General features: G+C 46.2%; 14 protein-coding genes. 8 read left to right on the forward strand and 6 right to left on the reverse strand.

The genetic code is table 11. The features are described from left to right. The 6 genes from QEH59_RS16925 to QEH59_RS16950 all read right to left on the reverse strand — a co-directional run. The coding region (locus QEH59_RS16925; RefSeq protein ID WP_308986568.1) for a transposase at positions 1–344 on the reverse strand (344 nt) is incomplete at its 3' end. A 163-nt stretch (positions 345–507) separates the two neighbouring features. Then, positions 508–2,022, reverse strand: a complete 1,515-nt coding sequence (locus tag QEH59_RS16930) for an FGGY-family carbohydrate kinase (protein WP_308986569.1) — start codon at positions 2,020–2,022, stop codon at positions 508–510. A gap of 3 nt (positions 2,023–2,025) precedes the next feature. Beyond that, positions 2,026–3,033, reverse strand: coding sequence for a class II fructose-bisphosphate aldolase (locus QEH59_RS16935; RefSeq protein WP_308986570.1), 1,008 nt, complete (start codon positions 3,031–3,033; stop codon positions 2,026–2,028). A 12-nt stretch (positions 3,034–3,045) separates the two neighbouring features. Then, the gene (locus QEH59_RS16940; protein ID WP_308986571.1) at positions 3,046–3,738 is read right to left on the reverse strand and encodes a D-lyxose/D-mannose family sugar isomerase; all 693 of its coding nucleotides are present in this window, start codon (positions 3,736–3,738) and stop codon (positions 3,046–3,048) included. Positions 3,739–3,759: 21 nt separating this feature from the next. Then, positions 3,760–6,558 (reverse strand): glycoside hydrolase family 38 N-terminal domain-containing protein, encoded by a 2,799-nt coding sequence (locus QEH59_RS16945; protein ID WP_308986572.1) that lies wholly within the window; start codon positions 6,556–6,558, stop codon positions 3,760–3,762. Positions 6,559–6,582: 24 nt separating this feature from the next. Next, a complete protein-coding gene (locus QEH59_RS16950; RefSeq protein WP_308986573.1) occupies positions 6,583–8,883 on the reverse strand; it encodes an exo-alpha-sialidase in 2,301 nt (766 codons plus the stop codon). Positions 8,884–10,186: 1,303 nt separating this feature from the next. Between QEH59_RS16950 and QEH59_RS16955 the strand changes: the two genes are divergently transcribed. The 8 genes from QEH59_RS16955 (at position 10,187) to QEH59_RS16990 (ending at position 21,540) form a co-directional block, all read left to right on the forward strand. Next, a complete protein-coding gene (locus tag QEH59_RS16955) occupies positions 10,187–10,870 on the forward strand; it encodes a prepilin-type N-terminal cleavage/methylation domain-containing protein (protein WP_308986574.1) in 684 nt (227 codons plus the stop codon). Between the two features lie 83 nt (positions 10,871–10,953). After that, entirely contained in the window at positions 10,954–11,907 is a 954-nt protein-coding gene (locus QEH59_RS16960; protein ID WP_308986575.1) for a LamG-like jellyroll fold domain-containing protein, read from the forward strand. Between the two features lie 112 nt (positions 11,908–12,019). Next, positions 12,020–13,645 (forward strand): sialidase family protein, encoded by a 1,626-nt coding sequence (locus QEH59_RS16965; protein WP_308986576.1) that lies wholly within the window; start codon positions 12,020–12,022, stop codon positions 13,643–13,645. Positions 13,646–13,666: 21 nt separating this feature from the next. Further along, positions 13,667–14,590 (forward strand): peptidyl-alpha-hydroxyglycine alpha-amidating lyase family protein, encoded by a 924-nt coding sequence (locus QEH59_RS16970; RefSeq protein WP_308986577.1) that lies wholly within the window; start codon positions 13,667–13,669, stop codon positions 14,588–14,590. Continuing rightward, on the forward strand, positions 14,583–16,178 hold the full coding sequence (locus tag QEH59_RS16975; protein WP_308986578.1) for a sodium:solute symporter family transporter: 1,596 nt from the start codon (positions 14,583–14,585) through the stop codon (positions 16,176–16,178). The genes QEH59_RS16970 and QEH59_RS16975 overlap by 8 nt, the downstream gene beginning before the upstream one ends. Before the next feature lie 64 nt (positions 16,179–16,242). Continuing rightward, a complete protein-coding gene (locus QEH59_RS16980; RefSeq protein WP_308986579.1) occupies positions 16,243–17,163 on the forward strand; it encodes a dihydrodipicolinate synthase family protein in 921 nt (306 codons plus the stop codon). A gap of 128 nt (positions 17,164–17,291) precedes the next feature. Further along, positions 17,292–18,371: a GntR family transcriptional regulator gene (locus tag QEH59_RS16985; protein ID WP_308986580.1), complete on the forward strand. Its 1,080-nt coding sequence runs from the start codon at positions 17,292–17,294 to the stop codon at positions 18,369–18,371. Between the two features lie 25 nt (positions 18,372–18,396). Next, on the forward strand, positions 18,397–21,540 hold the full coding sequence (locus QEH59_RS16990; protein ID WP_308986581.1) for a LamG-like jellyroll fold domain-containing protein: 3,144 nt from the start codon (positions 18,397–18,399) through the stop codon (positions 21,538–21,540). Positions 21,541–21,975 lie beyond the last annotated feature (435 nt).

The raw sequence follows: 21,975 nt of genomic DNA on the forward strand, positions 1-21,975 counted from the left end.
TCCGTGATCAGCTGTTTTAACACTTTGCGAGTCCACAATCGCAGCGGTTGGAGCTTTTTTTTACCGTGGTGCACACGCACAATATCCCGGAGGCGGTCATGGATCGCCTCCCAAACGCCTTCGTGTTTCCATTTTGAGAAGTAGTGGTAGCAGATACGCCAAGGTGGAAGATCGTGGGGAAGCATCCTCCATGCGCATCCGCTGCGCACCAAGTAGAAGATCGCATTGACGATGTCGCGCTTCGAATAGCGCGGCGGCCGGCTCAAAATTGAACCACCGGGAATGAGTGGCTCAAGTAATGCCCATTCTTTGTCTGTCAGATCGCTTGGGTAGTTTTCTCGCATCCAAACTATATGCGAGATTCGAGCACTCTCGTAGAGCCCAAATTACGCATTTAAACTTTGAGCAGACGCCACCTGATTTCAAATTTAAGATTTTGCACACCAATAACTTAAAAGCCAAAATACTTGGTACAAGTTCTTTTTGGTGTTTATTTCCAGACACTCCTTAGAGTTCGGAAATAACGCCATGCTTTTCCTCGAAAGCACGCAACATCGGCCGTAAAGCCAAATATGCATCACGTCGCGTTCTATAAAACTCCGCATTCTCCGGAATAGGCATCACAACTTCTCGAATCCGAACCCATCGTTTGAGCAATGAAGTAGGATCCTCGTCGGAAATTGCTGCATACGCAAGCACAGCACACCCCAAGCATCCTGCCTCGGTCAACTCTGGTACAGAAATTGGCAAATTAAAAATGTCTGATCGTAATTGTAACCAAGCGCGATTGCGTGCGCCACCACCGGTGGCAATTAATTCGTGCACTGACACTCCAACGTCGGATAAAATCTGAAAATTCAATGCCAGTTCGAACGCTAAGCCCTCCAACAGACCGCGCAGAACCTCTCCGCGGCTAGTAGCTAAGCGCAAACCTAGAATCGCTGCTGGCGTAAGGCTATCAAAATACGGCGTTCCTGATGCGGCAAAGTAAGGCAGAACTAAAAGTGAGCTAGGCTGCGTAGCCATTCCGTCGAGAATCAGCTCATACACGTCTTGATGACTGCGTTCGGCTGCATTTACCTCTCTGGAGGACCATTCATCCCGAAACCATTGAAGCAAATTCCCACCAGTCAAATTGTATGCAAGCGTTGCATAACGATCCGTCATTGTATGAGGGTATGCGCATAAATTCGACTGCATTAACTTGAAGTCGATAAAAGGCTCTGCGGTGGTCACAGTGATACATTCGACGGTTCCAGAGCCAAGAGCCGCTTGCCCTGGATCAACTGCCCCGCTCCCGAGGGCTGCACAAACTTGATCATGCCCACCTGCAACGACAATTGTTCCTGTGGCTAAATTTAAGGTTTCAGACATTGACTTAGAAAGACGTCCAACAGCCGCCCCTGATTCAAGGGGCCGCGATAATTGCTCCATGCGTAGACCAACAGTATCTAAAATTTCTCGCGACCAATTTTGAACTCGAACGTCATAAAGCATCGTTCTAGCAGCCAATGAATGACTGATTGCAGGCTGAAGTCCCAATCGATAATGGATATAGTCTTCAAAGCAAAGAAGATACCGAGCTCGGTCTAAGATGTCTGGTCGCTTGCGCCGCAACCACAATAACTTAAAAAGACTAAACATCGGGTGAGGTGTATGTCCTGTAATTCGATACAGAGCTTCCGTGGAGATCGGACAGGAGTCTAGTTCATCCACCGCACGCTGATCCGAAGAAACCATTGCATTAGCCAGCACCTGACCTTTCTCATCTAACAATGTAAACGCCTCCCCTTGGCTGGATATTGCTAAACTACAAACAGGGTCTGAGCTGCATGAGCCAGCAGTTTCCTTAATAACAGACAGACAAGCATCTCCCACAGCTGCTGAGTCAAGTTCAGCTTGCCCCAGTTGTGGTGAAATCACTTTGTAATTACGACGCGCCGAAGATAGCTGCCGACCGCAATCATCAAACACCACAGCCTTACAGCCACTCGTTCCAATATCTAAGCCTAGAGTGCTCATCGCCTATCTGACATTAGACTGAGGATACCAAATGCGTAAAAATTTGGCGATCTGCTGTTTCATTGTCTCAAACACAAGACCTTGTCGCCATTCAGTCGTGAAGTGACTCAAAGCAAGAGGGGCATCCACCTCTGCGGCGGGCCCTAGCAGACCATTTTCAACCCAATCGGCAGCAGTCGTTGAACCACAAATTCGTGACGCGTTACGTAACATTTCATGCATTAACACACGACTAGAGTCGCGCTCTAATGCAGTCCATAGGTTGACTTTACATATCCCATCGCTCGCTAAGTTCCCAAGGGAATCAGGTGCAACTGATGATGCTCCATGCAGTACCAGTCTTGCCCCAATTGTGTCACTAATTTGCTGTGCCAGATCGCCCGCATAAGCCAATTCAGAGACTCCAGCTCGATGCTCTGTACCAAGATTGGCAACTACCCAATCTACGCCTGTTTCATTATAAAAACGTTCAGCATCTCTCACACTCGTCAACTGTGAGCCTGGCGCACCAACATAATCACATGCACCTTCAATCACAATCTCTTGACTGCGATCAGCAAAAAAATTTTGAGTGGAGATAATGTTCTGCTCAAATGACAGCGTCGAAGCATCAAACATAATGGATGAAAACCGACTCAGATCTCCCTCCCACAGCTCCACATCAATATCATGCTGAATATGATCCAAATGTAGCATCACTCGCAGATTTGCATAAGGCGAACCAGGCCTCGTCAGAATCTCAAGGTCGGCCAAAATTAAATCCAACCCGATACGCCAATCGCGCGTATGCGTGTAATAAGTAGATTGCGTACGTTCGACATAACGATTCGTCACAGCTAGCATGATAGGCATATTAGGCGCACCTAAATGATCAGCCTGTTCTGTCGCTGCTGAAAGCACTGCCTCAATAGTCGTCGAATTTTCGACTCCAAAGGCGGGAATCACCCAACCATTCATACGAGCATCCTCAAAAGCATCTAGTACGTCTTTACGATTTGTAATATATGGCATTAAATGTAAAGTTTAGGCATTCGCAAAATTCGGGTAATCAATCGTCAATAAGCGCAAAGGTGCCACGTCCTCTTCGATTTCAGGAAAACGCCCGACTGACTCGTAAAAATGATTGTCAATCCGATCATCGTTCACGCGGTTAACTTCGCCGATGAGAACTGGCCCATAATCTTGATGAGCCCAAAAAGTATGGTATAAGCGCTGCGGCAAACAGACAGATTCTCCAGGCGTCAGAACTAATTCCTGACCTGCATCCAAAGTGATTGAAAGTCCGTCACGACTAACAGTCACTGGCGAATCAGCCAGACTGTTATCGTCATTCGAATTCCACAATTGTAAAACCAATCGCCCACCTCCTCGATTGATAATGTCCTCCATTTTCTGATGATGAAAATGTATTGGAGTCACTTGCCCCGCTGCTGCAATCAGAAGCTTCTCTCCGTATATTTTCCCTAGCGGCTTGTCCAACTCCTCGAATGTTCCATTGCGTAAGGTAAACAATAGCAAGCCGACTTTCGAGAAATCACCTGAACCAAAATCAGTAATATCCCAGCCTAGTTGTTGTTCGCGAATCTCGTCCGCCTCACTTCCGCGAGCGTTCCAATCTTCAGGAGTCCAAAACGCGAATGGAGGCAGGTGAAAACAATACTTCTGCAACAAAGACTCAGCATTTTGAATTAGGGTATTTAGTTCAGATCTTTTCATAATTAGCAGGTACTTAGTGAGTTAATCGCTTGTAATGCGAAGTGTTATGATCTCTTTCGCTTTAAACGAGACAGCTAAAGTCTGTTCAAAGCTCCCAAAATCTCCAATAGTATTCCCATCTAGATCGACGCGTATAGCAGTTGATTTTCCATGTGGAAAATGCAGCAATGCTTCACGGGCATTTGAATATGGATTAAAAAGGCGCAATTCATATACGCGTGATTTACAGCCAGACACCAACTCCCTGAAACTGGTGAGCGCAACATGCCCATCGACTGCAATAAAAGAAGTGGAGGCCGGTGCCGGCAAAGCCTGAGATGACACAAAAGCCTCTCGCAGAATACTCAGATCCTCGGAATGCAATTGAACATTTCTAAATGATGCTGCGAGCTGCACTCCAGCGTCACATAAAGAACGCCGATCCGGTTCGCCATCAAATGGCACTATCCAAAGAGGAAATTCCATCCGCCCGCGCAATTGCCCTCCAGGCTCTCCATCTGTTAGAAATGTGCGACCAATGGCCCGAAACAAAGTAAGTGCAAGCGGGCGATCTGGTAAATCACGCACGGTTGATTCAAGTAATCCACTGGAAATCACAGCAAGCCCGCGCTTCTGCTTCGACACTGCTGTCCAACTCTGTTGTGGCACCGTCTCAACCGCTGGCTCACGCCCCAAATGATTATTTTCCGGAAGTGCAACCGGACGTTCAACAACGTCAAAAACCCCATCCGTATAATAATGATCTGCAGTTACATTTGTAGGAAAAATCAGTCTTAACCGATGATCCTCGGCCACATTATTCACAGCCGTGAGCACTTCAAGACGAGAGCATCCCGCTCGTAAAGTGATCGTATTTTCAATTTCTAAACTAACGAGTTCCTCTGAGCGCACACGACCAGGTAGCTCGTATCGCTTCGGAATGTTCATTTTAAGACAAATTCGGAAGCTGCAAACGGAGGCTCCATTATGCAATAAACTGATATCAGCCGATGCCCCCAAAGAAACACATGTCCGATCATTGACCACGGGACCATGGTACCAACCATCACCAATATCTGCAACATCTTCAAATGAAAGCAGACGCGAATAAACTTCACCATTACGCTTATCCGTAATCGATAAGGTGCCATTAGGTTCAATGAACACACTCAGAAATTCATTCTCCATAGAGCTTCCGCTAGTCGCAAGTCCAGGATATTGAGAATGACGAATCGCAGGAATTTCACCCCCTTTGGGCGTAGCTCCAGATTTGCTGTCCCCCTCACGAACAGTTAAGGTCGTATACCCAACAGCAGGAATCTCTAAGCGTACGCAAACAGAGACGTCGTTCGTTTTATAGCTAGCAGGAAACTTGATTGGATCAATGCGCTTCTTCTTGCGATCCATTGCTTGTGCCAATAGTTGATATGGCAATTCTTGCCCTTCAGCATCATAAATACGGAAGGCTGGCTTCAGCTCATAGCCAAAAAATTCGTTAAAGCACCCCCAAGCTTCAGGAAGTTGCAAGACCAAATCGATGGGCTCATCGACCGCACGCGCCAATGGATTCGCAACGAGAACACGCACTTCGTTAGCAGCCACCTCACCTAGAACCGACGCAGCCAGTAATTTTAAGGATTCTTCCGTCTGTGTGGTAGAAATCTGTTCAGATTGCGCAAACCGATAGCGCATATCATCATGTGCCGCATCAATACATGAACCGCACATAGAGTCGTGTGGATGATTCAAAATAAGCCAGCGCCATGCCAGCGACAAGTAATCATCCACCTTCTGAGCACTCTCGCCAGTGAATTGATTAGCCATCGCAGAGAACGGCTCAGCCCATTGGCATAACAAAGTCTGGCAATGCGCATTACGTTGCTTGATCCAAATGCGACTAGAAAGAGCCCCTGGAATAAACCACTGCGCGTCATCAGTAAGCGGCAAACGCCCAGGTTCCCGCAATTCTCCTGAAATTCGATCATTTATGTCATCTTCGTTTAGATGCACATCGGCAATGTAATCATCTAAGCTAGCATGTATGACTTCAAATTGATTATCTCTATCCCCCGGCGAATAGTCCATCAATAGTTTATAATGCTCTGACTCATACTCTAGATGATCGCCGCCGTCATAAACTAGAATCGGTGGAATCGCATTCCGATCCGCCTCTTTGGCCAAATAACTAGAGAGATCTTCTTTGGCTGCCTCAGCGTCGAATGGCTTACGCTCACGTGACATCACTCGACGCACATCAGTCGCATAATCAACATATCCATTCCGCCCAAAACGATAACAAATAATCTCAGTTCCATCTACCCCAGCCCAGCGGACATGCGCGGAACGACGTGGCTCCAGACCGCGCCAGACGAAGGCCATCGAAATCCCAAAGCCCTGAAAGATCTGTGGCAACTGACCGATGTGCCCATATTGGTCACAAACAATTCCAGCATCTGAAGGCTGCCCACCCCATTCCTTGGCCTGCTTACGTCCTAATTGCAAATTTCGAATGAGTGATTCACCAGAGACCACCCACTCATCTGGCAAGACAAACCACGGCCCGACTTTGATCGATCCATCTTGAATCAAACGCATTACTCGGTCGCGCTGATGCGGTCGCACTTCCAAGTAGTCATCGATCATAGCCGTATGCCCGTCTGTGGTAAATGCCCCCTTTAAATCGCCAGACTCAAGGTCATCGATCACTCCATCAAGTAGATGAACCAAACGTCGACGATAATCCTGAAAGGTTTGATACCATTCTCGGTCCCAGTGCGTACTTAGCACATAGAAGATTTTACGAGGAGCCACTTTATGATTAGAACTTATAGATTTAGACATTTTTATGGTACTGATTAATATAGACTACAACCGGTCGACTACTGTAAAACGAATCTCACCAATATAAGACCTTCTACCGCCTTCAAAAACGACGCCAATTCTATCGTCTGTCAGCTCAACCATATCCGAATAGCCACTACGACCCGAATAAATCATTCGAGGCTCCGACCAGCTGTGACCGATCACTTTGCTTCTGATAGTTAATCCTGCTCGACGAGGAAACGCATTCTTTGCATAATTTCCACTACCTAGGTATGTGAAATACACTTTCTTACCATTATTAACCGACAATACTGAAGCCTGGCAAACGGCAGAGCGTAATTCAGTATCAACGATGTGTGGATCAAAAGACTCCCCGCCATCTTGACTCAACGCGAAATGGCGAAAGTCACTGTTCGCTGTCCCCATGGGCGGACGAATCGCCATTAATACTTTGCCACCTTCGAGCTCTGTCACCATGCACTCGTCTCCACCGTCCAAACCAGTGCCACCAGCACGCCAATTCGCACCATGGTCATCGCTGTAAATAACTGCAGAGGCAAATCGGCGCTTCCCTTCAATCAAATAGACATACCATCCAGGCACCACAATACGCCCTTGATGCTCCCCTTGCTGGAGAATTAAGCCATGCCCAGGTCCAGGCTGAAAGCTAAGCCATTTCTCTGGCATCTGTGCACGCACATCACGAAGCGATGACCAAGTTGATCCGTGATCGTCAGAATAGGTATAAAACAACTGATAGTTGCCCGTTCCCCATTGATCCTCAACCACCCCGTGAAACATTAAATGAATCCGATCACTGCTAGGGTCCAAGACTGCTACGGGATTTACATAGCTAACATTCGAATCGAGGCCATGGATCACTTGAATCGCCTCCCATGTTTTCCCTTCATCAAAAGAGCGACGCACCACCATATCGATGTTCCCTAGATCATGGTAGCTATTTTTTCTAGCTTCTGCAAAAACAAGAAGCGTGCCATCTGCGGCTCGAACCATTGCTGGAATTCTATATGAGTCAGTATCAGCTTCACCAGGCGTAAAAACTGTCGAATATTCTCTTCTTAAAAAAGATCCATGAGCAGATACACGTTCTACATGTAGCTCCCCGCGTTGGGCAACAACAGCAACCTCACCGTAGGTATCGCGACCTAAAATGTAATCATACACTTCAATCCCATTTAGTGTCAGCTTTAATTTTTCTTGATTTAATTCGATCCTAAAGGTGAATTTTGAATTCGATTGTAAAAGATCGGAGAAATCAAAATTCACAGGTTTATTCTTAAAGACATGTGTGCCTTCATTGCCAACATTGACTAAGGTGCCCGCTTTGCCATCAAAAAGAAAACGATCTGCACCTAAATCAATCGCAAATTGGCTCTCTTCGAGTTTCGGCGCGCTCAGTTCGAACTCCAACGAGAAATCACCACTAGCTAACTGAACTGGCAACAAGTATTCATCCTCCTGAGTGAACGCTTTCAAATCAATATCCTGGACTTCGAGATACTCTGGAAGCGATGGAGGAAAATACGGCAGCAATTGCTCCTTTAGCTCGGAACCATCGCTGAGCTGGCTAATGTCAATGCCCTGATTCAATCGCTTTCCATTTTTAAAAAATTGAAAAAGCCCGTCTATTTCAGGAACAGTCAAGCCATGCTCCCAAAAGGCTATTTCATCAAGGTCTCCTTGAAACATTCCAATATTAGGCTCTAACCCTCGCCCGCCAATTGTGAGTGGAGCACGTGCCTGACGTGGTTTCACAATCGGCACCGCAGGTATCACTGCAGCAGGGTTCAAATTCTCCATAGGCGTCACCGAAAGGCTCAGTTGCCCATCTGAGCAAATCGCCACGGCCAAGGCCCACTTCCCAGCTTCGACAACTCGATTACTGAAAACTTGCGACTGCAGCTGATTGTCATCCTCTCTTACGAGAAAATCTAACCTACCATGCCCTGCAGAGTAACCGATCCACCACAAGCGTTCGCTCTCTTCTCGCGATGCCTGGGCCATTATAATCTGATAGCCTTTCTTGTCCCTAGGACGAAACAAAAAGGATATACTAAAATCGTCCATAGAAGAGATCACAGCAGATCGATGCGACTCCAAGGCAAGGAAATTAGTCGCTCCATCCAAATGCAAAGCTCGCCCCCATTGCCCCTCAATAAACGTTGCTCCAGGAATTCGTAAGGAGGGTGCATTACGAATGGCACTCATTCCATCCCCCTCCATGGAATAAGTAGCACTAGGATTATTCGTGGCATCACAAATTTGTAATAATGCAAAAAAAAGCAGTAGCATTGAATTCACTGAGAAAAATTTGACAGTCATATTCGGAAGGTTGTTGAGAGGTAAAAAGCAGGGAATCTGCAAGATGAGGTTCACTTATCAACTTCCTAGCCATAATCGAATTCTCAACCCAATAATGGAGGAGTAAAAAAAATACCAGTTAGTCACAAATAATAATAATAATAACCTCACCCCTTTGCACAAAAGTTTAATAGAAAACAAATGCACACATAACAAGAGGCCCCATAATACGTATTCGAAACACAGTAACGTACACAGAACACACTGCACGACGCCCACAAAACGATCATCTTAAATCAATAGTTTACAAAGAAATGAGACGTGCATCCGCTGGGAAAAAAAAAGGTTCATTGTCATTTTATAGGGGAATGCATATAGCAGAAACTATGATTCCACACATGCATCGTCTGAATTTCTTGGCAAAAGGCAGTAGAAGTTTAATGTTGGATTCACGGCACAGCCTCCACCTTGTGAGCTACTGCGTGAAAGCCTCCCCGATGCTTGAACAGCGTCATCGCTCTTTGAGCGCTCCTTCAGAATCTAGACTTTGCCAAAGGATTACTTCGCGCCCGCATTAAACTATGACATAGAAAGGCCATAGCCCATTGCGGCATTGAGACAGTACATCCTCACCTCCAGATCGAAGGCGTCGCTCTAGACCATTGCGCCCCCTTCGATTTGCTGGCAGCGTTCGCCGCGCGCTTCGACTTGCTGAGCCAACCGCCAGATTTGCCTGCCGTATTTCGATCGCTAGTTGATAGCTTCCGCCATTGTTTCACAACGCCCGCAACAAACCGGATGAATGCTCAGGCACAAACTCAACCGCTGATCCAGCAGATCACAGTCACGGAAGCACCGGATCCTCTGCTCGTAGATGCGTGCACAGCACTGCCCGCATCCTCCGCATAACGGGTCATGCAGAGCCTCCAAAGTGAAAAGCAGATACCCTTTCCCGAGCTGTCGTGTTAATGCATAGCATAACCTTTTCAAAAAAGCGAATATCGTACCGACCAATGACAAAGCAGTCCTTAAATAATTGATGTCATAATACTTACAACATCCATACGCTTTAATTCCGCTTCTTTACTGTTACTGTCCCGAAGTTCGATCATGCCCCCCAATAAAAGAGGCCAGCCCGCCAACTGGTATTTTTAATACACCTGCAGTCGCCTTTTGACTTTGTTCACAAACAATCATCCTTTTTAGAGAAGAATCAACTACACCCAATCCCCTAAGTATCCAAGTCTTCACCCCACAGATTCAATTTCAATTCATGCACCCTCCCCAAACAACAAGCACAAAGACTCAAATAAAAACAAAGTACATGCACGGGTTTACACTAATTGAATTACTCGTCGTCATTGCAATCATAGCCATACTTGCGGCTATCTTAATTTCTAGCCTAAGCAGTATTCGCAGTCGGACCAGTATCGCTCAAAGTACCTCAAATTTACGTCAATTGGGAAATGCAATTAGTCTCTATGCGCTCGAGCACAATAATAGAGTCCCCCCAAAACTAGCACCGGGCACCACACTATTCAGTGTCTACTCATGGACAGGCAAACGTGGTTCCAATGGCATATATAAAGCCACAGGAGCTGATCTTCGACCCCTCAATTACTACTTGGGAATCACGAGCCCAGACGATCCTTGCGAAATCGCAAACTATCCAAGCGATGAATCAGGCAACTACGACACTTACGGGAGCGCCTATGCCGCCAATACGACTCACCCGACTATAACGTATTCAGCACAGGATCTTACACGTAACACAGGAGCAACACTGGGAGCACTCATGAATGATATCGCAAGCCCATCGCGATTTGTCCTGATGGCCGAGAAAGGCGGACTCGATTACGCAGTATGGGGTGCATTGAATACCAAAACCTTGAATTCAAAAAATCAAATTGCTTGGAATTTCCTTTTTGCCGACGGGCATGTCGAATTCGTATATCCAGAAAAAGGTGAAATAACAACCCCCCAATACACCTTTGATAGAAAACAATAAGAACAGCAATCTATAGATTCTTTACCCGAAGGAGGCAGTGCCTAATCACACAACACAACCCCATACATAGAATGAAAAAATACATGAAAACGAACTCAAAACTCCTAGTGGCTTCGGCCGCAATCGCTCTAATGTGCAGCACAGCACAGGCCGACTACACTGACGGCCTCACCAACTACTGGTCATTAGACAATGGACTCACAGCAACTGGGAGTGGTGGCATCCAGGCTTCCGTCGGCACTGTAAACGGCACGCTGGTAGCCCCAACCGGTTCAAATCCTAGCCTAGGGGCAACAGGCATTATTGACCAAGCGGTGAGCTTAGCAGGCACGGATGAAACTTTCTTCTCAAACCTTAATATGGGAACCAACAACGCGGCGACGAATGTAATCTCAGCGATAGACTCGAGCTTCACATTAAGCGTTTGGTTCAAATTAGATTCTGTGACTGGTTACAGAAGAATTGCTGGTATCGCAAATGGCTCTTCAGCCCAGCAAGGTTTCTCAATATCAGTCAACAATGATGATATACAAATCCGAGGAAATACTGGATTGGGAGGAGATTCAGCAAAAGTAGGGGTCGGGCTCAATGACAAATTATCGGCAGACATTTGGCATAACGTAGTCGTAGTATTTGATCAGACAAACAACGTCGTCATTGGCTACTTAGACGGCCTAGGCAGCGGCACGACTCAAGAGTCAGTGCTCGGAACAGCCCTATTGAATGACTGGGTATCGGGCGCGGGCGGTGCCGCCAGTAACACCATCAGCGGAACAGGCACGAGCTTCGGAAATCCGACTGCCAACACTCTCAACTTCGGAGGCACTTCGACCTCTAGAAGTGGCATGCTAGGTGACCTTGACGAAATCGGTCTTTGGAATCGCGCACTCTCCGCAAGCGAAATTGGTGAAATGTATACTAATCAACTAAACGGCACAAGTATTCCAGAACCATCGGCAACAGCTACGATTGTTGGCCTATTAGCATTATCACTAGTAGGTAGCCGCACCTATCATCGCCGTTCCAACGCGCGCTAAGACCAAATCCCAGTTTCACGGAATCTCGATCCTGCAAGCGATTGCAGGATTGAGACTACTATTAACATCTCAACTTAGTCATAAAGTTGAGGAATTGTCTACTTGTACCTAAATGCTTAAATCACCCTTCATCACAATCCTTGGCCTTAGTTGGACGCTACTAGTCGGCGGACACGCCCATAATGCCGCCGCTGATTCGTTTGCTGCCAATCGACAATCCATCAGCAGTAGCAGCCTCAACTCACTCAAAGTTGCGGGTGACATATTAAAGGCTGAAGCAGAGAATTCAGAATTCATATTTCCAATGCAATTAGCCAAGGGCGACTTTGAAGTTGAATTCAGATTAATCACTCCCGACCTAGATCACAGTTGTTTCCAAATAGATCTCGGTGCGGATGGCTTTGTCTTCAATGGAAAAACGCAGCAAGTCACCAACACTGGCAACGACGGCACACGCGCGTTTATCGACCACCCATTAGATGCTACATTCAATCAACTGCTAAGATCCAACAAGGCCTTTCTAATCACAATGAAGCAGTTGAACCAAGTTTTCACACTTTCAGTCGACGGATCTGAACTCTACCAAGGAAGCCTCAATCGTGATACTTACGGCGAAGTTGCAGTCATCGCCCGCGAAGGAACGATTCAAGTAATATCAATCAATGCCAAGGGGAACTTCCTCAAAGATCAATCAGTCCCCGTATTTAGTCGCGGCGAAGATAGTATCTCCCACTACCGCATCCCCGCACTCTTAAAGGCGACCGACGACTCGTTGCTCATTTTTGCTGAAGCACGCCAGGACAATCACAAAGACATTGGTAATATCAACATAGTGCTCCGTCGCTCTACGGACGATGGAAAAACCTGGGGAGCCATCCATACAATTATGGGGCTCAATACAGGTGATAGCTGTGGCAACCCCTGCCCTGTGCTTGATCCTGAAACCGGTCGTATTCATCTGGTATTTCAACGCATCCATCCTAAAAAATGGGGAAGCGGCGAGTATCAATTGTTTCATACGTACTCTGACGATCATGGCATAACATGGTCTGCAGTAAGTAACATCATGGATCAAATGACTAAAGATTGGCTCAATTTCCATCCCGGTCCAGGGCACGGCATTGTGCTACAAAACGGTCAATATGCTGGAAGAATTATGATCCCCGGCTGGTATGTTTATCACTCAGACAAAGGAAAGAGACGCTTCGCCTCAACACTGATTTACAGCGACGACAATGGCATAAATTGGAGCATCGGAGGCACGGCTCATGATGGCAGCGACGAGTGCATGGTGGCAGAACTAGCAGATGGATCGGTGATGATGTCGATTCGACCCGAACGTGAGAATAAGGATAGCGACTATCGGCACTTTGCAATCAGTCGCGACGGAGGTGATCACTTCGAACCAACGATTATCGATCGAGACCTACGCGCAACAGTATGCCAAACATCGATCTTAGTCGATTCGGAGAAAGATCAAATATTCTTCAGCTATCCCGCCAGCGGTAGCTTTGCACCTGATGCCGCGACACGGCGCGCCGGCTTGTCAGTCCGAACAAAAACTGAAGCCGGTGCATGGGGACCATTGAAAATGATTTATGCAGGACGTAGTGGATATTCTGACCTAACGAAAATAGGTCAGGACACACTCGGAATCGTCTTCGAGGCATCCCGTGACACATACATTGGTGACATACGCTTCGGCACGATCAAGACCAATGACATAATACTGCCATAACTCTCGCCCCGACTCTATATTATGAAAAAAGTTATAACTTTCACTTTATTAATTGGATCGTTATCCAGTTACATAAACGCGGCGAATCCGAACACTGATTTCTCCCACTGGCATCCAGATCCCAATTGGGGTGCTTTTGCGAATCAGGATATGATCAAAGTCACCGGAATTGATCTCGACTCTAAGGGTAATCTCTACGCCTGCGGAGGCGACGATGAAGCAGTACATGTGCTCGATGCCTCAGGCAAAGAGATCGCACGATGGGGAAACTTCATAGTGGACAAACATGGACTGCGCATTTTTGACGATAAAGTTTACATCACTGACATTGGAAGCCACGTAGTTTACGAATGCTCACTTGAGGGAAAAATCTTACGAGTATTCGGAACCGTAGGTGAATCAGGCTTAGACGATGAGCATTTCTACAAACCGACCGACATCTGCATAGCTCCCAACGGGAACATTTATGTCAGCGATGGCTACGGCAACAGTCGGATCGTTTGTCTAAATCCTGCTGGTGAGTTTCTATTTGCATGGGGAGAACCTGGTAATGGACCGTCGCAGTTTTGCCATCCACACAACTTAGTCATCACAGATAATAAAGTCATCGTAGCCGACCGCGACAACAAACGCATGCAGATCTTCGAAATGGATGGCACATTCATAGAAGAGTGGAACAATGTTGGACAGCCTTACGGCTTAGACATGGGAAGCGACGGCTTACTTTACGTCTCTACTGTCATGGGGCCAGAAACGCACTGCGTTCTAGTCATGACACTTGCTGGCCAAATTCTAGAATCCTTTGGACATAAAGGAGCAGGCGACGGCGGGTTTGATGTACCGCACTCATTGACGATCTCCAAAGATGTCACAAGTCTCACAGTCGGCGAAGTGCAAAACGCGCGGGTGCAACGCTGGAATCACAAGGAGCACACACATGAGTAACGGATTAGGACTCATTGATACAGCAGTCGTCCTGGTATATGGATTGATCATGCTGATGATCTCCCGCGGCTTTATGGGCCGACAAAAGACCTTGAAAGAGTATTTAGTCGCATCAGGTAATGTGCCTTGGTGGGCGGTCGGGATGAGTATCTTGGCCACCCTATTCAGTACTATTAGCTTAACAGGTGGCGTCGCTGAGTTCTTTGAGTATGGCTTTCAGGGAACGGGCATCTGGTGGATCGCTTCCATCCTAAGCGGTATTATTATATCGATGGTATTCATTCCTGTGTTTCTACGCACAGGAATCATGACTGCCTATGAATACTTAGAGCGTCGCTTCTCAATGCCGATTCGTGTCATTTCAGGTTTATTCTTCCTAATGGGCCGTGGTCTCTATTTGGGCGTAGTCTTATATTCTTCCGGAATCGTGCTATCTGCTGCCTTTGGCAACAGCGTCGATATGATAATGCTCATCATAGCAGCGGGACTCTTTTCAGGGTTATTTTCGCTCATGGGAGGAGCTCGTGCAGTGATCTGGACAGATACCATTCAGATGGGTGTTATTTACATAGGTATCACCTGGCTGTTGATTGCGGTAATCGGCAAAGTCGACGGAGGGATCAGCGGGATATGGCAAATCGCGACTGAGAACGGCAAAGATTTCTCCTACCTAAAGGACGAAGGATACTTCTCTTGGAGTCTTTATACAAAGACAGCATTTTGGCCGTTACTCGTTGGACTATTCTTCAATGCAATGGCTCAAAAGGGCTCCGACCAGTTAACCGTGCAACGGTATTTAAGTTCACCCTCTGCCAAGGCTGCCTCCAAAGCGATGTGGGTGGGAGTGCTGGGTTCCATTCCCATCGGAACGCTCATGATGTTTGTCGGCCTCGGCCTCTATGCCTTTTACCAACAGTATCCCGATTATATCGACCTGGGCACGACTGGTGTCAACGGAGTATTCCCTCATTACTTAATCAACGAATTGCCCATGGGATTGGCAGGCTTGCTGGTTGCGGTGTTGGTCGCAGCGATCACCTCGACCGTCAATTCAGGCATTCAGTGCCTTGCGACTGTGACCCTGACTGACTTCCAAATGCGCTTCAGCCACAAACCGTTAACAGAAAAGAGAAAAGTGTTATGGGGACGCATCTGGACGATCACATGGAGCTTCATCTCAATTGGTTTAGCAATATTCATCAGTGCAACAGCCTCAGAGAACATCTCACGAGTATCGGTGGCAGTCTTTGGACTCTTTGCAGGGCCATCGCTGGGAATATTTCTACTAGGCATGTTGACCCGTCGTGCAAACGCGTGGGGAGCTGGTATCGGCGCATTGTCTGGAGCGGCAGTTACAATCTGGGTGAATTACTTTTTAAAAAGCTCAACAGGAGAATCGGTCTGTTTTGCATGGCCAATCGTATTTGGCGTAGCGACTACCTGCATTGGGGGCTACGCGCTCAGCTACCTTTTCCCTGCGCCACGCTCCGAACAAGTGAACGGCCTGGTCGTATATGACCTCTTAGGTAAAGAAGCCGCATTAAAAGCCGAAGCACTCAAGGATGCCGAACCTCCACCTGCAACTTAGGCAGTTCCATATAAATCGACCAAGACATCAATTAATCTTTCTACAATCTAAATATACAGTTATTATGAAATCAAACTCATCCAACAAAACTCATGGCTTAATTGCAGCAGCGCTTACGCCATTCGAAGATAACGGCGAATTAGCGATTAATCGTATCCCAAAACTACGAGACTTCCTAATCACACGAGGTGTCAAAGGCGTATTTATCGGAGGCACTACTGGAGAGTGGCCCTCATTGACAACCGATGAGCGATTACAGCTATCTGAAGCTTGGCTGACACAGCGTAAAGCGGGATTAAAGGTGTTCGTACACGTCGGACATGTTTCTGTGCGCGAAGCGCAGCGACTCGCCAGTCAAGCAGAGGAACTAGGAGCCGATAGTATCACGGCCGTGGCACCTTTGATTTTCAAACCGACAACTGTGGACGGCTTAGTCGATTACTGCTCAAGTATCGCGCAAGCCGCTCCCTCCCTGCCCTTCTACTTTTACCACTTTCCGGCATTGACGGGCATGACAGCTTCTGGACTAGAAATCTTGCGTAAAGCAACGGAACGCATTCCAAACTTCCGCGGATTGAAATACACCCATGAAACCTTGGCGGACTATGCCGAATGTGTGCAATGTAAAGATGGGGCATACGACATTCTTTACGGGCGTGATGAGATGTTACTGCCAAGCTTATCAGTCGGCGCACGTGCTGCAATCGGCTCCACCTATAACTACGGATCTCCACTTTCTTGTAAAATCATTGAAGCCGTTGAGGCGGGCAAGTATGATGAAGCGCGAATATGGCAGAACCGAGCTAACCGTGTATTAGAAATCGCCGATCAGCACGGAGGAGGGAAAAGTATGATGCGCGTGCTCGGCTGCGATTGCGGCCCCTATCGCGCACCACAAACAAACGTATCCGACGCGATTATTACGAACCTTCGCTCTGAACTAAAAAAGGAGAATCTATGGCATAGCCTTCAAACAGAAAATTAGTTGCATGGCTTCTATTTAGTATCAAAATATGTGAGTCGAGCCATCCAACTGGATGGCTCGACTCAACGAGACATGATTCACTATTGATGATTCCTGGGAGTTGATCGCTACAATCCCCCCCAAAAGACATGCCCCTTCATCTAAAGAAAAACCTAGCAGATCGGACAGCAGATGAGATTTCAAAATTGATCAATCTTGGCAGGTGGAGAGACACACTACCCAGCGAGCGCAATTTAGCTCAAGAACTTGGAGTCAGCCGATCAACTCTACGCACAGCACTCACTCAATTGATCAATCAAGGCATCCTCAACAAAAAACAAGGAAAATCCACCCGCATAGTCCACCGAAATATAACCGAATCCCCCCCGCCATCAAAAGTAGTCGCATTTTTAACTCCACTGCCAATCGGTAGTTTTTTCACACACTATGAATATCCTTTATGGTATGAGGCCTTAGAACTAAAACTCAGACGACGTGGCTATGACCTGGAATTATTGTATCTACCACAGCTTAGTGGAAAGTCGCTCGATCATAAATTAAAATCTCTCATTCGTCGACATTCGATAAATGCATGCATGTTGCACCAATCCTCCCTACCGCTTCAAAATTGGTTTTCACAGAACAAATTGCCAGCTGTAGTGATTGGTTCCTTACAACAAGGGGTCAATTTGGCTGCATACGATGTAGATAATCGTGCCGTTTGTCGCCATGCAGCGAATACGCTACTTCGCATAGGGCACGAGCGAATAGCCTTCCTTGTCCCAGAATCAGGCTTGGCAGGTGATTTACTAAGTGAATCCGGCTTTAATGAAGCAATATCAAGCGCAACACGTTCAGATGGTATCATCTTCAGACACAAAGGAACTCCACAATCTCAACGTATAGTATTACAGCGTATACTAAGTGCCACACCTAGAATAACAGGTTTGATAATATCTCATGCAAAAGATGTCCCCTTGGTCATGATCACTGCGGCAGAATTAGGGCGGCCTATCCCGCAAGAAATCTCGATCATCTCACTAAAAGATCACGGCTTTCTCAATCTTTTACTTCCCCTACCATCAAAATACGTAATAGATGATACTGTATTTGCAAGTGGTCTAGCGCGCACTCTAGACACTCAGATCAAGCAAGGACACTACGAATGTAAAAATACCTTTGTATTTCCAGATTATATAGAAGGTGCATCGGTTCAATCGCTAAAATAAGCAGTTGTCGGTCGAACTTTAAATAATGCAAATCCTCGACTTCCCCGCAAACAAAATACCCATGACAATAAACAAGAAATTAAAAATCCAATTATTCTTACTCGGAACCCTTGTTGCGATACTCCCGCCCATATCTAAAGCATCACCAGGCAGAGGTTTAATATCAAATTGGAGGCTAAATGCTGAGACGGTAAATTGCGACTCATATGAAATCCAAGATCGTATGGGCAACCGAAATGGTAGCGCAATTAACACATTTAATACTGCAGAATCCACCTCTCTAATAGCCCCCAATTCATACCTAGATTTCGGAGATGAGATGCTGAACATCGTTGATTCAAGTTTTAGCGTAAGCTTCTGGTTCAAGACAGATGCAATGGTCGGAGTATTTCAAAACCTTTTAAGTTTTGGTAATCATTCATCCTATGCACCTGGTTTTAGCGCTTCATTAAATCGCAGTCAACTCATTGTGAGAGGCCTACAGAATGGACTAAGCGGAATCAATCGATTAGGAATGCATTTCGATGGAATCAGTCTTGCAGAATGGCATCATCTAACCTTGGTGTTTGATTACGAATTAGGAGTATTGACAGCCTATCTGGATGGGCAGACCAGTGGAGCAACTCCAGGTGCTGTCAGTAACAACTGGAAAATATCTGGAGGAGGGGGAGTCACTAATGCAATTAATACAATCGCAAATACTGCTTTTGGTAGCGCGTCAACTTCACTGTTTCTAGGCGCAAACCCTGGAGGTCAAGGATACGGAACACCAGCTGCGAATAATCCCGCCCCTTCAGCTCGTGAGTTTAAAGAATTTGCAATTTGGGAGCGCGCACTTTCTGAAAATGAAGTTCTGGATGTATACTCTAGGGGGGTGGCAAACGAACAGATACCTGGGGACCCAGCACTCTCAGCGAGCTACTCAATGGAGGGGAATGGCGACAACGGCAGTAACAATATCTCGACTGCTCCTGCTCTAGAACTTTCAGGGTATTCGTATGTCAACAGTCTTTGGGGGCAAGCATTACACCTAGATGGTGCTACCAATGATAGCACCATGAGTGCTGAAGATGCATCCTTTATCGCCGACTCAAATGATTTCAGTATTTCTTTGTTATGCCGTCCCTCAGACAAGACAGATTATCAAATCATATTAGCCCAAGCATCTGTTGATGTGAATAAACGTCTCTGGTGGATAGGTTACTCACCAGCAAATAAAAGGTTAGATTTTCTCGTCCGTGAAGCAGACAACCAATTCCAGTCCCAAGTCTTTAGCAATCGAGTCGTGAACAAAGATGAGTGGGTTCTGGTTGTGGCAAGTTGCTCGAATGGGCGAATTAGCCTTTCAGTCACTCCATTGGATGCAGAACATCCAAGTACTACGATCCCATCTGATTCAATTATTGAGAATCGAAAAGGCATGTCGTCCTTGACCCTAGGAGGGCGAGAATTGGAATCAACGCAAATGTTTCTAGGAGAGATCGATGAATTGGCTTTTTGGAAACGTAAACTAACCGTGCCTGAAATAGATGGTCTATTTCTCCACTACAAAAATGGTAAAGATTTAGAATCCGGAATAAGTATTAAACAAATGGGCAAGGCATCGCAACTAGAGGCCCAGTACGTAGAAGTATTCGACCCTGCACCTACAGAGAGCCACACTTACACTGCGGATATAAACTTGGACAGCCAAAACAAAGAGTATGTGCTACCTTACCAACTGGCCAGCGGCGATTTCGAACTGGAATTCGAAATCTATAGTACCGACGTCGATAATAGCAAAATTTATATAGATCTTGGCGCGGACCGCTTCTTATTTGATGGAACTAGTTCCACCCTCTTGAGTGAAGGGAACGAAGGTAGCAATGCATTTTTGCATAGACCACTTAGCTACTTTTTTGACAATGATATCACAGACAACAATAACTTCACTTTTAAGTTAGCATCCATTAATAGTGTATTCAAAATATGGTTAAACGATAACTTAATATACGACTATAAGCTAGGACGCGACACCTATGGTGAAGTCGCGATTGGCGTGGAATCAGGCGAAGCAACTATAGATGAGATATCGATTTTGGGGAGCTTATTATGGCAAAGCCATTCAACGGTATTTGCAGCAGGTGAAAATAACACCGCTTGCTATAGATTACCTGCAGCCATACGAGCTTTAGATGGAACAGTGCTAGTTTTCGCGGAAGCCCGCGTGAATGATTCTAGTGATTTAGGTAACATTGACATGGTCGTACGTCGCTCATTAGACAGCGGTAGTACTTGGCAATCAATACAAGTTCTAAAAGGAAACGGATCTAGTCATTCATTCAACAATGCAGTACCAGTTCTCGACGAAAACACAGGCAATATACACCTGATATTTCAAGAAGTAATACCAAGTAATTGGGGAAAAACTCAGACTCCCGACCCTAATAATGTAAACTATAAGCTATGGCTAATGACTTCAAATGATTCTGGTGCAACTTGGACTACAACGGAAATCAACAAAACAAATCTACCTTCATCTTGGCATAATTTCCACCCCGGACCGGGACACGGAATCATATTAAAATCAGGCTCATATGCAGGCCGTATCATCATCCCTGGTTGGTATATTATTGGGCCACCTAATGCCAGGCAGTTTGCTTCTGCGATTATTTACAGTGATAATAATGGTACGACATGGCATGGTGGTGGGACTGGTATGACCGGTGGTGACGAAAGCATGGTTACGGAACTCGGAAATGGAGATCTCTTAATGACCATTCGTCCACCAATGGGGATGCCAGAGAGTGACTATCGACACGTGGCAGTTAGCCATGATGGCGGGGAAACATTCGACCCGTATTACGTCGATTACGAATTACGAGCCACTGTTTGCCAATCTTCGGTATTATTCGACGATAGTATCAATAAATTATACTTCACATATCCAGCTAGTGGTAGTTTTGCAGAAAATGCTGCAACCAGACGCGCCGGACTGAGTATTAGGCATCAAGTAAACGTTAATAGCAATCAGATATGGTCGGCACCACTCATGATCTATGCGGGACGTAGTGCTTATTCAGATATGATTAAATTTCCAGACAATTCAATTGGCGTCGTCTTTGAAGCAGGAAGAGAGAGTTATTTAGATGGGATTCGATTCACTCAAATCGATATGAGTAATGAATGATTCTTATAATCTAGCTCCAACTGTGCTGATCGAACAAACAACAATACGCATCAATGGAATACTGCTCTTAGCAAATATGACAGGCTCTCCTCTGCAGGTGGCCTTCTCGGGCTGCCTGCTGCCAGACTTGATCCTCTCGAGAATTTCGACTTCCACGCGAATATCATACAAGCTCGCCGTTTAAAGCAGTGCTTGAAGCGTGTTCATTACTAGCTGTTTGTCATTCACAATGTAAAAATCACTCAGCTTTATAAAAAGTTCACCCTTGGAATTGAGTTAAGAAATCAGAAGCTATCGAGCTTAGGTAAATTACGCGGCCATACGACGCTCTGCTGACGCTGCCCCAACTTGCTAAAGTCAAATGCTCATGCTCTAGCGTAGCATTCGGAGTGGCTCGCAAGTTGCTATAATACCTTTTAACATAAACATTGCGCA

Origin of the sequence: Thalassobacterium sedimentorum (assembly GCF_031127905.1) — a bacterium.
In the GTDB taxonomy this organism is placed as follows: Bacteria; Verrucomicrobiota; Verrucomicrobiia; order Opitutales; family Coraliomargaritaceae; genus Thalassobacterium; species Thalassobacterium sedimentorum.